Source organism: Kitasatospora sp. NEAU-69 (assembly GCF_057158765.1).
This window is the reverse complement of sequence record NZ_JBWXUE010000005.1, coordinates 299003-312093: the sequence shown is the minus strand read 5'-3', so window position 1 is coordinate 312093 and position 13091 is coordinate 299003. Positions and strand designations below refer to the sequence as shown.

The window sequence follows — 13091 nt, the reverse complement described above, 5'->3', positions numbered from 1 at the left end:
GAAGCACTCCGAAAGCCTGATAGTGTTCTCTCTGTCGCCACGGGGACAGCAACAAAAACCCCGAGGCACACACCCTGTCCGGGTGGCGGAATGGCAGACGCGCTAGCTTGAGGTGCTAGTGCCCTTTATCGGGCGTGGGGGTTCAAGTCCCCCCTCGGACACTTGGTTAAGCACATGGAAGATGCGGGTCGGGACTCAACAGTCTCGATCCGCTTCTTCGTTTTGTAGACGGGATTGTTCGCCGCCTCGCGGACGGGTCACAAGTAGAGTCGGCGCCGTGCAGCGACTGGCATTCTTCGACCTGGACAACACACTCGTTGATCGCGCGCAGGGGCTCCAGGTGTGCATCCGTGGGATCTGCTCTGATCTCGGTTTCACCGAGGACGTCGAGCAGTGGTTGTTGGGCGCGCTGTACGAACGCGCCTGCCGCAGCGACTTCGAGACGCTTCAGGAGCGGTTCGGTGTCCCGATGCCGGCCGAGGAGCTGTGGCAGCGGTACTGCCGGGGTATGGCCGACGCGGTGGCGTGTACGCCAGACGTGCTGTCCGGGCTTGAGCGTCTGCGCTCGACCGGGTGGTCGGTCGCCGTGGTGACCAACGGTGCCGGGGATATCCAACGCGCGAAGCTCGCGCGGACGGGAATCGACAAGCGGGTCGATGCCGTCTGCATCTCGGAGGAGGTCGGACTCCGAAAGCCTGACGTGGGCATCTTCCGCGAGGCGGCCCACATGGTGGGCGTGGATGGCCTGCAGGACGGTTGGATGGTCGGCGACAGCGCGCAGAACGACGTCGCTGGTGGCCGGGCTGCCGGCCTCAGGACGATCTGGGTGTCGGACGGCAGTGACGACGTCGGTGCCGATCACGTGGTGCCCAACGCTGCGGAGGCGATCGATCTGCTGCTCAGCCTGAAAGGGGAGCGCATATGACTGGCACTCAGACCGTGGTCGGGATTCTTCACCCTGGCAGCATGGGAGCGGCGGTCGCAGCCCAAGTGCGTGCCGGCGGGGCAACGGTTCTCTGGTGCTCGGCGGGCCGCAGTGCGGCTACCAGGCAACGGGCAGCCGAGGCCGGGCTGACCGAGGTCTCCAGCCTCGGCGAGTTGGCGAGGCGAAGCCGGATCCTGCTGTCCATCTGCCCGCCGGCTGCGGCCGAGTCCGTGGCCAATGAGGTTGCGGCCCACGGCTTCAGGGACGGCCTGTACGTCGAGGCCAACGCCATCACTCCCGAGCGGGTCAACAGAATCGCGGCAGTACTTGCCGACGCCAGAGTGGTGGACGGCTCAGTGATCGGCTCGCCACCGCGTGGTGGCAAGCAGCCACGACTGTTCCTGTCCGGGCCGGGCGACGCGGCCGACCAGGTGATGACGCTGTTCGCCGGCACGGACGTTCAGGCCTGCGTGCTTGGCTCCGAGCTTGGCCAGGCCAGCGCTCTCAAGCTGGCCTACACGAGCTACCAGAAGGCGTCGCGGGTGCTCGCGGCGCTGTCGTACGCGTTGGCTGCCGATCATGGCGTCGAGGATGAGCTGCTGGAGGTAGCTGCCGGCCGCTCAGGAAGCTACCTGCTGGAGACCGGCTACATCGCCAAGACTGCTGCTCGAGCGTGGCGTTGGGCGCCAGAATTGATCGAGGCAGCCGAGTTGCTGGAGGAGTGCGGGCTGCCGGGTGAACCCATGCGCGGAGCCGCCGACGCGCTCGTCCGGTGGGAGGGCGAGCGCGATGCCGGGCTGGGCGTGGCGGAGGCCCTGGCCCGGCTTCACGGCTCGCGTTAGCCGACCCGCCCCAGGACCTTGATGACGGCTTGGGCTGACTCCACCGCCGGCTGCCGGTCGGTCCGCAGGCGCAGGCTCCAGTCGACGTCCGGGTTGGCCTGAAGATCAGCTGCAGTGGCGTCCCAGGCCGCCAGTCGGGCCAGCGTGTCCGTGTCGCCGCGCAGGGCTGAGCGTTGCGCGGTCACCTCGCGGGGGCAGTCCAGCCGGACGGCGACCCAGGCAGCCGGGTACCCGGTCACCAGGGCGTTGATGCCGGCGATCTGGCCCAGGTGCACGATCGGCATCCGGCCGGCGGCGAACACGACGTCGAGGCCCGGGCGGTCCACCAGGTAGATGCTGTTGTAGCGGTCGTTGCGGTAGATGACCTCGCCGACGGCTTCAAGCTGGTGGAGCTGCTCGATGGTGCCCATCCGGTAGCCCTGACTACGGCCTTCGCCGATCTTGAGCCTGGCGAACTGGACAAGCCGCGGGTCCTGCTCGATGAGGGCCGCAGTGACGGTGTCCTTGCCGCTGGCAGGTGGCCCGTACAGGATGATCCCGGTCTTCATGCGTGTGCCACCCCGAGCGCGAATCGGGCCTGGTCGGCGAGCGCGATGGCGGAACCGTAGCGGTTGTCCACGACAAGGTGCGGGACCGACGGGCGCAGGCCGAGGTCGAGCCCGTCAAGGTACTGGCCCCAGTTGCTGAGCTTCCAGGCATCACGAGCCGCAGAGCGGAAGCCGATGTACTCGCGCATCGACTCCTCGTCACAGGTGAGCCAGATCGGGGTGACGTCGACCTGGTAGGCGGCGCAGCGGTTGGTCAGTCGCCGCATCCACGCGGGGTCGGTCATCTCGCTGACGAACGGTGCGGTGGCCACCGTGGAGATCCCGCACTCGACGTTGACAAGGATCGACTCCATGAGGCACTGGTACTCCAGCGGCCGTACCTCGGTGCGGTAGGTCTCGGAGTGGCGGTCATTGGGGTCGCAGCCGAGTTCGGTGAGCAGTCTCTCCACCAGCGGTCGGGTGAGCGGGTCCTTGTCCAGCAGTGGCCAGCCGGTCAGCTGGGAGATGAACTTGGCGAACTCGGACTTCCCGCTACCGGCGTAGCCGCCGACCAGAACAAGGGAAGGCCTGTTCGGGTCACCGCCGGTGTGACGTCGGCGCCAGGCGTCCAGTATCCGCTGGTGGACACCCTCGGGGCGCTCGGCGGTCGGCTCAGGCAGTAGCTGTTGCAGCGCCTTCACCACGGCTTGCACTCGAGTGGTGTCCACGTGATCGCGGAACTCTGTGAGCTGGTGCCCGACTTGCTCGCCGGGCAGAGCCTTTCGGAAACCCAGCTCTGGCTCGGTCGCCTGGTACAGCAGGCAGTAGGCCCGGCGGTAGTGAGGACCTGGGTAGACCTCGCCCTGCTCGTGCTGCCACAGAGTCTGGAAGTTGGCCGCCGGGGCCGAGAGTCCCGCGCGGCGAGCGGTATCGCGGAGCCGCTCACCGGCCGCCTCCAGCGTGAGGCCGTGGGCTTCTCGCATCTCTCGCAACTTCTCGGGGCGCCAGCCCGATCGGTCCTTGCTCAAGTCCCCCACCAGCTCACTGTTCGTCAGCATGATCCCGAGCGTAAGGGCGAGGCCGTCGATCGCGTGTGTAAGCGGATGTTGAAAACCCACTGAGCGGGACGACGAGCAACCTCGGCAACTCGGAGTGATAACGCGATCACGCTATGCCCGCTGTGATGTTCCTGGCAACAGCGCCCGCCGCTACGAGCGAACTGGAGGCTGCACCATGTTCCATCCCACCTCACACGCTGAGACCAGCTCAGGTGCCGTGGTGTCAGGTAGATCCGCAGGGTCTTCCCATCGTCGGGAGCGGCTGACGGCTGTGGTCCTGGACCTCTTCGGCACTCTGGTCCCCGCCCCGGACATTCGGGAGCGCGCCCAAGCCGTGCGGGAGATCGCCGCCGCGCTGTGCGTGTCGGACCCGCTCGCCGACCGGGCGCTCGGGGGGAGTTGGCAGGCCCGGCATGACGGGACACTGCGCACAACCGGCGAGATCGCCGCTCACCTCGCCGAACTGTGCGAGGCGCCAGCTGGACATGTACCTCGGGTGGAGTCGGCGCTGCGGCGGCTGGGTTCCCAGCGGCTGCGCCCCGACACGTCGGTGCTGGAGAGTCTTCAGGAGCTGCGGCGGTCGGGGCTTCGGCTGGCGCTGTTGAGCGACGCGGCCCCCGACGTCACCGAGGCATGGGAGCACTCAGTGCTCGCCACGCACTTCGACGTGACGCTCTTCAGTTGCCGCGAGGGGGCGGTGAAGCCGGCCCGGCAGCTGTACGCGGGCATTCTGGAGCGCCTCCGGAGTGCCGCGGATTCGGTGCTGTACTGCGGCGACGGCGGGGGTTCGGAGCTGGTGGGGGCACTGCGCTGCGGGATGCAAGCGGTCCGTGTGGAACGGCGCGGTGGCCTGGCCGCGCTGGCCTTCGGAGACCAGGTGGACGCCTGGCAGGGTGTCACGCTGCGGTCTGTCGAGGACTTGCCGACCTGGTTGGGCGCCATGGGGTCGAGTCGGGGGTACGCCCGGTGACCGGCGTCGGCACGCTCGTCTGGGAGGCCCGGCCAGAGGGGGCGGGCCGTTCGCCGCGCCTCTCGCTCGTACGCCGCGCCGCGTTACCGGCGGATGCCGGAACGACGGAGGTCCGGGTGCGGTTCTCGGGCCTGTGCGGCAGCGACACCAGCAAGCTCTGTTCGGACTCCTGGAGCGGGCCGCTGCCCGAGGGATGGGTTCCCGGCCACGAGGTGGTCGGCATTGATACCCGCACCGACACCTGGGTTGCGGTCAACCCGCTGGCCGGCTGCGAAGGATGCGCCGAGTGTGCCCTTGGCCGTATCCACTTGTGTCCCGGCCTGCGGCGCATCGGCTGGGACCTTCCCGGTGGGCTGGCCGATTCTGTCCGGGTTCCGATGCGAAACGCTGTACCGCTGCCTTCCGGCGCGGCAGATCCGGCGGTGTTCGTCCTTGCCGATCCGGTGGCGGTCGCCCTGCACGGTGTGCGATGCGGCTTGCCTGCACCGGCTTCCGACAGCGCAAGCCGCCTCGGAGTCATCGGTGCGGGCACCCTGGGTATCTGTACCGCCGTCAGCGCGGCCCGGGCCGGGTGGGAGGTTCTGCTCGCCACCCGCAGGCCGGACCAGGAGGAACGGCTGCGCACTCTGTTGGCTGACGCCGGCATCACCGTCTGCCCTGCGCTTCCAGCAGATACGTGTGACGCGGTGGTCGACGCCGCGTCCGGGCACTCGCCCGCCCCGCTGCTCCAGGCCCTGGAAGCGGTACGGGACGGCGGGACGATCCTCGTCCAGAACGCCTACGCCCCGGATGTGCAGCTCTCCACCCCGTTGCGCGAAGTGTTCCGGCGCTCGCTCACCCTCCGGGGCTCGTACTCCCACTGCCGCGCGAACAACTGCGACGACTTCCAAGACGCCCTTCAGCTTCTCGCCCAAGCGGCAGACAGCGCGTGGGCCGCGGCCCTCACATCCACCCGCTACCCGCTCGCCCGGCTGCCCGATGCCCTGGCCGCGCTGCGCCCCGATGCCGCGCACCGCCCACCGAAAGTCCTGCTCACTTCCCGTACCTGACCGCACCGCTGGGAGCTCCGCCATGCACTCATCTCCTGTTCCTGCTCCGCCGCCCGTGTCCATCCCCGCGCTCGTACACCAGGTCAACTCTCCCGCCGACATCTCCCCACCCGAGGTCTACAACGGTCTGCTGCAGCTACTCGGACTGCCCGCCGGACCGACGCGTGACGTGATGCTGGGCAGCGTGCTGACCGGCCTGCTCCTGCGTGGGCCGCGTCCGGCCGAGGTGGAGGCCGCGATCCGGGCCGCCGGCACGCTGGACCGCGGGTCCTGGGAGTCCTTAGCCACACCCCCTGGAGTGCAGCTGATCGGCTACACCGGCAGCGGGAAGAAGACGTACAAGACGATCAACCTCAGCTCTGCGGCCGCGCTGGTCGCTGCGGCCGGCGGAGCGCACATCGCGAAGCTCGGCTCGCACAGCGCCTCCTCGAAGACCGGCTCCCGGGACTTCATGGACGTGGTGGGCGCGCGTTGCGAGACCGTCCCGGCGAAAGCCATGGTGAACATCGCCGGGGAGTGCGGCTTCGGCTTCTTCTCCATCGAGCACCGGGTACCGGAATTCGATCGACGCTACGGCGGCCGTTTCCAGGCCGTGCACGCCCTGAGCCTGGGCTTCCCGGCCCTGCTGAGCCCGGTGGCCTGCCAGGGATTCGTCTACGGCCTGTCCCATCCGGCCGTCGGGGTGTCCGCGCAGCTGCTGTACCGGCTCGGCCTCGGCGACGTCACCGTGGTCAACTCCTCTCCCTTGCCCGGCAGCCAGGTCGACGAACTGATCCCCGGCGGCACCATCCGCGTCTGCCGCCTGGCAGCCGGCCGGGAAGACCCGGATTTCGGGTGCGCCGTCGCCAAGGCCGCCGGTGCCGTGGCCCCGGTCGTCGACCTCGGATACCTCGCGCAGCGCGCCGATCCGCGCGCCAACGTTGCCGCCGTCGTGCGCCTCCTCGCCGGCCGCGCCCCAGCAGTGGCCCGGCGCACGGTTGCCCTGAATGCGGCTGTACTCATGGTGACCGCCTGCGCCGTCCCCACCCTGCGGGCTGGCTTGGACACCGCGCATGCCGTCCTGGACGACGGCACTGCCTTGGACACCCTGCGTCGTTTCGTCTCCCTCACCGACGGCACCCCGCGCACGGTCGATGCCCTCCTGCGACTCCCCGACGACCAGCGGGCCGCCCAGACCGTGCCCACCCCTCACCGCCCACCTCAGAACGCCCCCACCTCCGGGCACCTCGCCGGTTTGCCCGCCGACAGGGAGGCGACCGCATGCTGACCCGCGACGAACTCGGCATCGTGCACCTGGTCCTCAACACCGACTGCAACGCATGGGACCTGCCCAAGACGGCCGACTCCCCCGGCGTATGCCGCTTCTGCTACCGCGAACGAAATCGCGTGCACACCGACGAGGCCACCGTCCGCCGCGTCATCGACCGTGTCCGCGCCGAGTCGGACGCCCACCGGATCGTCTTCACCGGCGGCGACCCGGTCATGCCCTACGACAACCATCTGGAGCCCGCACTCCAGCTCGCCCAAGCCGCAGGCTTCGAAACCAACCTGCACACCAACGGCCTCCTGCTCGCCGACCGCTATCCGGCCCTGCGCGATCACGTCACTCTCTACTCCCTGGCCGTCGACGGCCCCGACGAGCAGAGCGCCGACTGGTTCCGGGGTCGCGGCTACTTCGCCGCCTTCCAGGCCAACACCGCCCTGCTCGCCGCCGACCGGCGACGCCTCGCCTTCAACACGTTCACCACGGCCGCCTCCCTGGCCGCCCTTCCCAGCCTCGCTGGCACGATCAGCGGCCTCGCCGCCCGTACGCCGGTGGAGTACTGGCTGATCTCCCAGTACCGGCCGATCGGCCGAGCGAACTCCCACAAGGCCGACCTCTACGCCTACGACCGCGAGGCGTTCACCGAGGCCGTCGCCCACGTCCGCAGCCTGCTGGCCGGCACCGGAATCCAGGTGTACGACCAGCCGACCCGCGCTGCCGAGGACCCCTATCCCTTCCGGGTCTGGGTCCTGGCCGACGGCACCGTCACCGCCGATCTCGGCAGCGTCGCCGCGCCCAGCAACACGGTCCTCGGCAACCTCCTCACTGACGGCTTCGAGCCCCTCGTCCGCCGCGCCTTCGCATCACGCTCCACCACCGGCACCGCCACCGCCACCGCCACCGTGACCATCTCGGAGAAGGAAGTGACCGCACCATGAAGTTCGACTCCGCGTACTACGACGACGTCATCGCCAGCCACAACTACGAGCGCATCGCGCCCGAGACCACCCCTGCCGTCAGCGGCAGCGTCACCCCGGAGGCCGACGCCGAACCCGCCCTCGGCGCCATCGACTTCCCGCTCGCCGACCTGAGCCCGGACGACCTGCGCACCAAGTGGATGTGCCACACCGGAGCAAGGGCCTTCGCGACCGCCGTCGCCAGCGGGAAGCCTGCCACCGTGACCACCGGTGTCGGCCTCGGCGGCCCGCCACACGCCGGCACTGTCTTCCAACTCCTGCGCGCCGTCACACTCCAGCAGCACGGACTACACGTCCAAATCGTGCTCGGTGACCTCGACTCCTACAACGCCCGCCGCACCCCGCTGGCCGAAGTCCGTCGACTGGCCGCCCAGTACGAGGAGTTCGTACGCCGGCTCGGCTTCGACGAGCAGCGCGGAGTTCTGCGTCGACAGGAGGGCAACACCGACGTCCTGGCCACGGCCTTCCTGCTCTCCCGCCACCTGGACGACGCCGACTTCAGCTGGGCCGAGGAGGACCTCTCCGGCCTCTACCGCAGCCACGGTGTCTTCGACCACCTCACCTACGGCATGAAGCAGGCCACCCTCCTCATGGCCGCCGACTTCGTCCACCTGCTCGCCCAGGACCGCCACGTCCTGGTCTCCCTCGGGGTCGACGAGCACAAGTACGTGGCCCTCGCCCGGCGCGGAGCCGAACGCTGGGGCCTGCCCGCCGACCGCCTGTCCGGCATCTACACCAAGATGATCCCCGGCCTCGGCGGCCTGCCCAAGATGAGCAAGAGCATCCCCGGATCCGGCATCACCGCTGCCTTGCCGGCCAGTGACATCCGTGCCCTGCTCGCGGCGAACACCGACTCCGGACCGGACGACGACACCTCGGCCCTGCTGCAGATGTTCGCCTGCCTCCCCGAGACCGGCGGTCGCGCTTACGACCTGGCCACCGAAGCCCGCCGCACCGGCGGCCGCCGCTGGCGCGAGCTGCGTGAGGAGCTCACTGAGCGCCTGGTCGGCATTTTCTCGCTCTGGCCCCAGCTGTGACACGACCGAAGGAGTCCGCCATGTCCACCACTCCCGCGCCGCCCCCTGGGTCAGCCCCGGCGCCGTACCCCGTCCTCTCCCGTCAGCCCCTCGGCGACGCCGCCACTCACCGCATCCGGGCCGGCTACCACCACCGGGCCACCGTGAAGTACTTCACCGACACCACCGACGACTCCGTCACCTGGCAACCCGACGTCTACCCGTACGCCGCCACCCTCGCCGAGCACGCCGGCCTCGATGCCCTCATCGACCTCGGCTGTGGCCGCGCCGGCAAACTCGCCGTCCTGGCCGCCGAGCGCCCCAACTGGACGTACATCGGCGTCGACTTCGGCGACAACCTGGCCTGGTGCCGCGACAACCACCCCTTCGGCCAGTGGATCGACGCCGACCTGGAGAAGAGCGAACACCTCCCCCTCGCTCCCGATCTCCTGCGACGCTCCGTCGTCGTCTGCTCCGACGTCATCGAACACCTCCTCGACCCGCTCCCGCTCCTCGCGCTCACCCGGAGCCTCCTGTCGGACGGCGCCTCCGTCGCCGTGTTCTCCACCCCCGCCCGCGAGTTCCGCAGCGGCTACGACGCCCCCGGGCCGCCCCGCAATCCCAGCCACGTCCGCGAATGGGCCAGCGACGAGTTCCAAGCCCTCCTGCGCGCCTGTGGATTCGAGATCCATTACGCCGGCGTCACCCGAAGCGACGACGCTTCCCACGGCTTGTCCACCCAGCTCGTCACCGTCGGCCTGCCCGAGGTCCGCCGATGACCGCCACCGCCGCGTCCCCGACCTCCGGGCTTCGAGTCGTCCACCTACCCGCCCGCACTCCCTACGCCCGCAAGCTCCATGGCCTCGGCATCCAGGCTCTGAACACCAGCCCCGAGCCCACCGAGATCCGCCCCGGGTTTGTTGTCCCCGCTGACGTCACCGCTTCCTGGCTCCTCGACCACACCCCGTTGGACTGGCTCGACGTCCTCCACCTCCACCACATCGACCTCGAAACCCCCGCCGTCCTGGAGCGCCTCCTCGATGCCTGCGCCACCGCCGGCGTCCGCGTGATCTTCACCGCCCACGACACCCGTCCCATGCTCGGCGGCGATAGCGACGGGGCCGACGCTTTCATCACGCGCCTGCGGCTGCTCCTCGCCGCCGACGTCCCCTGGATCTGCCTCACCGAAGGCTCCCGCGCTGACCTCGCCACCCTCCTGGGCACCGAGCCTCCCGCCACCGTCATCCCGCACGGCTACGTCGTACCGCCCGAGAGCCTCCGCCGCCGCGAACGCCTCCCCGGCACCGGCGTCCGAACTCTCCTGTACGGGGCCACCCGAGCCAACCGCGACCAGCTCTCACCCATCGTCAACTGGTCACTCGCTACCAGCGACCCTACCCAGAGCCTGCATCTCCTCTTTCGCGCCGCGAGTCCCACCGACTTCACCCGCACCCCCCTCAACCCCCTGCCCACGATCCTGGACACCGCCCGCCACGACCCCCGCATCCGGATCACGATGCGCCCGTACCCCACCGACGGCGAGGTCCTCGACGCCGCCCTCGGCAGCGATCTCCTGTTGCTCCCCTATCTCTGGGGCACCCACTCCGGCCAACTGGAACTCGCCTTCGACCTGGGCCTCACCCCGGTCTGCGCCCGCGTCGGTCATCTCCCCGAACAACACCGTCTCCACCAACGGCACGGCCAAGCCGTCCCCGAACCCGAATGGTTCGACTGGACCACCGGCCACCCCAACCTCTTCGGTGAACGCTTCCTGACCGCGCTGGAATCCGCCACCGCCCGCACGGCCGCCACCCCTCGAGGCCTCGACCCCGACTTCCTCGACTACCGCGTCCAGGAGCACAGGAACGTCCTCGCCGCTCACCTCGCGCTCTACGAAGGCGGCCACCGATGACGAACACCCCGTCGCCGCTACCCCGGATCTCCTGCGTGATCCTCTGCCACAACTACGGCCGCTACCTCGACCGTGCCATCGCCAGCTGCCTGGAGCAGGAACCCGGCCGCTACACCCTCCACGAAATCCTCGTCATCGACGACGGCTCCACCGACGACACCCCCGAGATCTGCCGCCGCCACCAGGACCACATCCGCGTCGTCCGCCGCCCTCAACGAGGGTTCGCCCAGACCCTCACCGACGCCGTGCTCCTCGCCGAGGGCGACTGGGTCGCCCCACTCGACGCCGACGACTGGTTCCACCCCGCCAAACTCCGCAGCTGTGCCGACGCCATCACCCCCGGCCGCCTCCTGATCGACCACTGGGAGACCGTCGTAGGCGCCGACGGCCGCCCACTGCTGCCAGAGCCCCACCCCGGTGGCAACACCAGCACTCTCCTCGTCCGCCGCGACGCAGCCTGCACCCTTCTCCCCGTCACCAACGAGATCCACTTCCACGCGTTGCGCGACGCCGGCCACGGCTACACCCTGCCCGAGCCCCTCGTGAACTACCGACTCCACCCGGCGAGCATGACCGACCGAACCCTCAACGGCGCCTCCCAGCACTACCGCGCCGACGTCTGCGCGGATCTCGCCCACCGTCTCATCAGCCTCACGACCTCCCCGCCCAACTGGGCCACCGTTGCCACCCTGCGCCGTATCGCCCACCGCTATCGCGCCCGCTCCGCCGGCCACCGCGTGGAAGCCCACCTTCAGCAGGGCCGCCGCCTCCACGCCCTTCGCCCCCTCATCGCGATGCTCTACCACTCCGTCCGAGGCCAGGCCCCGGCTGCGGCCTGGCTCCACACCCTCGCCAGCGTTGCCCACAACCACCCGCTCGCCCCACCCCCGCCGCCCCCGGCAACCGTCCCGACTCCGACGATTCCTCCGACGCTCCGTCAAAACAGAGTGTGATTAAGCAAATGCGACTCCGTTACCACGATGCTAAAATCACGTGCTTTCCCATACCCGCTGGTCACGCCAGCCGACAGACCCAGGAGCGTAACGACGCCATGAGCCGTCTCAGCGAGTCCGTAGTCCGCGCCATGGAGATCCTCAAGGGATCGGACCTGGCCGCGGACTATACGGTCGCCCGGCTCTTGGAAGAGACCTATCGCCGCCGCTCACTGGACCTGTCCGACCTCTCCCCGGCCGAACAGGCCGCGCTGGTCGAAGGTCGCGCGATCAACGTCATCCCCTCCGCGTCCGCGCTCGCGGAGAAGATCACGGCTGCCCAAACAGAGGGCCGGCCGCTCGTGGTCAAGTACGGCATCGACCCGACGTCCCCGGACGTCCACCTGGGCCACTCAGTGCCGATCATCATCGCGTCCCGCTTCCAGCGCATGGGCCACCACGTCGTCTTCATCATCGGCGACGTCACCGCCAAGATCGGCGACCCGTCCGGCCGCTCCTCCGAGCGCCCGGCGCTCACCGACGCCGACATCGCCCACAACCTCAGTGGCTACCAGCAACAGGTCACCCCGTTCATCGACTTCACGCGCGCCGACCTCCGCTTCAACGGTGAGTGGCTGAACAAGGTCAGCCTCCCCGAACTGGTAGGCATCCTGGCCCACGTCCCGGTCTCGATGACCCTCCAGCGCGACGACTTCCGCAACCGCCTGGCCGCCGGCGACGGCCTCTCGGTCGCCGAGTTCGTCTACTCCGTCGTCATGGCCCTCGACTCCGTGGCCATCGACGCGGACGTCGAACTCGGCGGCGTGGACCAACTCCTGAATCTCCAGATGTGCCGCAAGGTCATGGAGATCCGCGAACAGACCCCCGAGGTCATCATCACCACCCCGCTCATCGAGGGCACCGACGGCACCGGCGCCAAGATGAGCAAGTCCAAGGGCAACTACGTCGGGCTCTCCTCCTCCCCGGACGAGATCTTCGGCCGCGTGATGTCAATCCCCGATCACCTCATCGAGCCCTACCTCAAGCAGCTCACCGAGTGGACCGACGAGGAGATCACCGCCGTCACCGCGCGCGTGGCCGATGGCACCGCGCACCCCATGGCCATCAAGCGCATCCTCGCCGGCGAGGTCACCGCCACCCTCCACGGCCTGGAGGCTGCCGAGGCCGCCCGTGCCGAGTTCACCGCCCGCTTCTCCAAGCGAACCTTCGGCGAGACGCAGAACCTCCCGGCCATCTCCCTCAAGGAGCACTCCGAGACCCCTCTGGTCACCGTGCTCACCCAGATCCTGGGGTTCGCCCCCAGCAACTCCGCTGCCCGCCGCGTCGCCGCCCAGAACGGCCTCCGTCTCATCGCCGAAACAGCGGACGGCGAACAGCGCACCACCCAGCTTGACCAGGACACCACCCAGCAGTTGCTGTCCGCCCTCGTCAGCGAGGCCGACATCACCGGGGAAGCGACCTTCTACCTCAAGGCAGGCCGAAAGATCGCTCGCATCGACGCGTGACGCAAACTGGCGTGGGGGGGGGGGGGGGGGGGGTCCCCCCCCCCCCCCCCCCCCCCTCTTTTTTTTTTTTTTGTTTTTTTTTTCCCCCCTTGG

General features: G+C 69.2%; 13 protein-coding genes and 1 tRNA gene. 12 read left to right on the top strand and 2 right to left on the bottom strand.

All coding sequences use genetic code 11. The features are described from left to right. The first annotated feature begins 76 nt into the window (after positions 1-76). The 3 genes from AC060L_RS08730 to AC060L_RS08720 all read left to right on the top strand — a co-directional run bounded on the left by AC060L_RS08730 (position 77) and on the right by AC060L_RS08720 (position 1767). A tRNA-Leu gene (locus tag AC060L_RS08730) sits at positions 77-161 on the top strand. A 116-nt stretch (positions 162-277) separates the two neighbouring features. After that, complete coding sequence (locus AC060L_RS08725; RefSeq protein ID WP_483798002.1) at positions 278-925, top strand: HAD family hydrolase; 648 nt, start codon at positions 278-280, stop codon at positions 923-925. Then, positions 922-1767, top strand: coding sequence for a DUF1932 domain-containing protein (locus AC060L_RS08720; RefSeq protein WP_483798001.1), 846 nt, complete (start codon positions 922-924; stop codon positions 1765-1767). Before AC060L_RS08725 ends, AC060L_RS08720 begins: the two co-directional genes overlap by 4 nt. Here AC060L_RS08720 and AC060L_RS08715 read toward each other — a convergent pair. Together AC060L_RS08715 and AC060L_RS08710 are read right to left on the bottom strand one after the other, a co-directional pair. Then, the gene (locus tag AC060L_RS08715) at positions 1764-2315 is read right to left on the bottom strand and encodes a P-loop NTPase family protein (protein ID WP_483798000.1); all 552 of its coding nucleotides are present in this window, start codon (positions 2313-2315) and stop codon (positions 1764-1766) included. The two genes, AC060L_RS08720 and AC060L_RS08715, sit on opposite strands and share 4 nt — an antisense overlap. Next, positions 2312-3352 carry an AAA family ATPase gene (locus AC060L_RS08710; protein WP_483797999.1) on the bottom strand — a complete coding sequence of 347 codons (1041 nt, stop codon included), beginning with the start codon at positions 3350-3352 and terminating at the stop codon, positions 2312-2314. The genes AC060L_RS08715 and AC060L_RS08710 overlap by 4 nt, the downstream gene beginning before the upstream one ends. A 271-nt stretch (positions 3353-3623) precedes the next feature. On the opposite strand from AC060L_RS08710, the gene AC060L_RS08705 reads away from it, so the two are divergent. The 9 genes from AC060L_RS08705 (at position 3624) to tyrS (ending at position 12998) form a co-directional block, all read left to right on the top strand. Continuing rightward, a complete protein-coding gene (locus AC060L_RS08705; RefSeq protein WP_483797998.1) occupies positions 3624-4322 on the top strand; it encodes an HAD family hydrolase in 699 nt (232 codons plus the stop codon). Continuing rightward, on the top strand, positions 4319-5371 hold the full coding sequence (locus tag AC060L_RS08700) for an alcohol dehydrogenase catalytic domain-containing protein (RefSeq protein ID WP_483797997.1): 1053 nt from the start codon (positions 4319-4321) through the stop codon (positions 5369-5371). The genes AC060L_RS08705 and AC060L_RS08700 overlap by 4 nt, the downstream gene beginning before the upstream one ends. Positions 5372-5426: 55 nt before the next feature. After that, entirely contained in the window at positions 5427-6638 is a 1212-nt protein-coding gene (locus AC060L_RS08695) for a hypothetical protein (RefSeq protein WP_483797996.1), read from the top strand. After that, entirely contained in the window at positions 6632-7573 is a 942-nt protein-coding gene (locus AC060L_RS08690) for a radical SAM protein (protein WP_483797995.1), read from the top strand. The genes AC060L_RS08695 and AC060L_RS08690 overlap by 7 nt, the downstream gene beginning before the upstream one ends. Then, positions 7570-8649: a nucleotidyl transferase family protein gene (locus AC060L_RS08685; RefSeq protein ID WP_483797994.1), complete on the top strand. Its 1080-nt coding sequence runs from the start codon at positions 7570-7572 to the stop codon at positions 8647-8649. The genes AC060L_RS08690 and AC060L_RS08685 overlap by 4 nt, the downstream gene beginning before the upstream one ends. A 20-nt stretch (positions 8650-8669) precedes the next feature. Next, a complete protein-coding gene (locus AC060L_RS08680; protein WP_483797993.1) occupies positions 8670-9407 on the top strand; it encodes a methyltransferase domain-containing protein in 738 nt (245 codons plus the stop codon). After that, the gene (locus tag AC060L_RS08675; RefSeq protein ID WP_483797992.1) at positions 9404-10540 is read left to right on the top strand and encodes a hypothetical protein; all 1137 of its coding nucleotides are present in this window, start codon (positions 9404-9406) and stop codon (positions 10538-10540) included. The genes AC060L_RS08680 and AC060L_RS08675 overlap by 4 nt, the downstream gene beginning before the upstream one ends. Beyond that, entirely contained in the window at positions 10537-11493 is a 957-nt protein-coding gene (locus tag AC060L_RS08670) for a glycosyltransferase family 2 protein (RefSeq protein ID WP_483797991.1), read from the top strand. Before AC060L_RS08675 ends, AC060L_RS08670 begins: the two co-directional genes overlap by 4 nt. Before the next feature lie 98 nt (positions 11494-11591). Then, complete coding sequence (tyrS, locus tag AC060L_RS08665) at positions 11592-12998, top strand: tyrosine--tRNA ligase (RefSeq protein ID WP_483798022.1); 1407 nt, start codon at positions 11592-11594, stop codon at positions 12996-12998. Positions 12999-13091 lie beyond the last annotated feature (93 nt).

Excerpts from the sequence above, each read along its gene's own strand:
- AC060L_RS08690 (WP_483797995.1), top strand. The coding sequence starts at position 6,632 with ATGCTGACCCGCGACGAACTCGGCATCGTGCACCTGGTCCTCAACACC.
- AC060L_RS08715 (WP_483798000.1), bottom strand. The coding sequence starts at position 2,315 with ATGAAGACCGGGATCATCCTGTACGGGCCACCTGCCAGCGGCAAGGAC.
- AC060L_RS08675 (WP_483797992.1), top strand. The coding sequence starts at position 9,404 with ATGACCGCCACCGCCGCGTCCCCGACCTCCGGGCTTCGAGTCGTCCAC.
- AC060L_RS08670 (WP_483797991.1), top strand. The coding sequence starts at position 10,537 with ATGACGAACACCCCGTCGCCGCTACCCCGGATCTCCTGCGTGATCCTC.
- AC060L_RS08720 (WP_483798001.1), top strand. The coding sequence starts at position 922 with ATGACTGGCACTCAGACCGTGGTCGGGATTCTTCACCCTGGCAGCATG.
- AC060L_RS08710 (WP_483797999.1), bottom strand. The coding sequence starts at position 3,352 with ATGCTGACGAACAGTGAGCTGGTGGGGGACTTGAGCAAGGACCGATCG.
- tyrS (WP_483798022.1), top strand. The coding sequence starts at position 11,592 with ATGAGCCGTCTCAGCGAGTCCGTAGTCCGCGCCATGGAGATCCTCAAG.
- AC060L_RS08680 (WP_483797993.1), top strand. The coding sequence starts at position 8,670 with ATGTCCACCACTCCCGCGCCGCCCCCTGGGTCAGCCCCGGCGCCGTAC.
- AC060L_RS08685 (WP_483797994.1), top strand. The coding sequence starts at position 7,570 with ATGAAGTTCGACTCCGCGTACTACGACGACGTCATCGCCAGCCACAAC.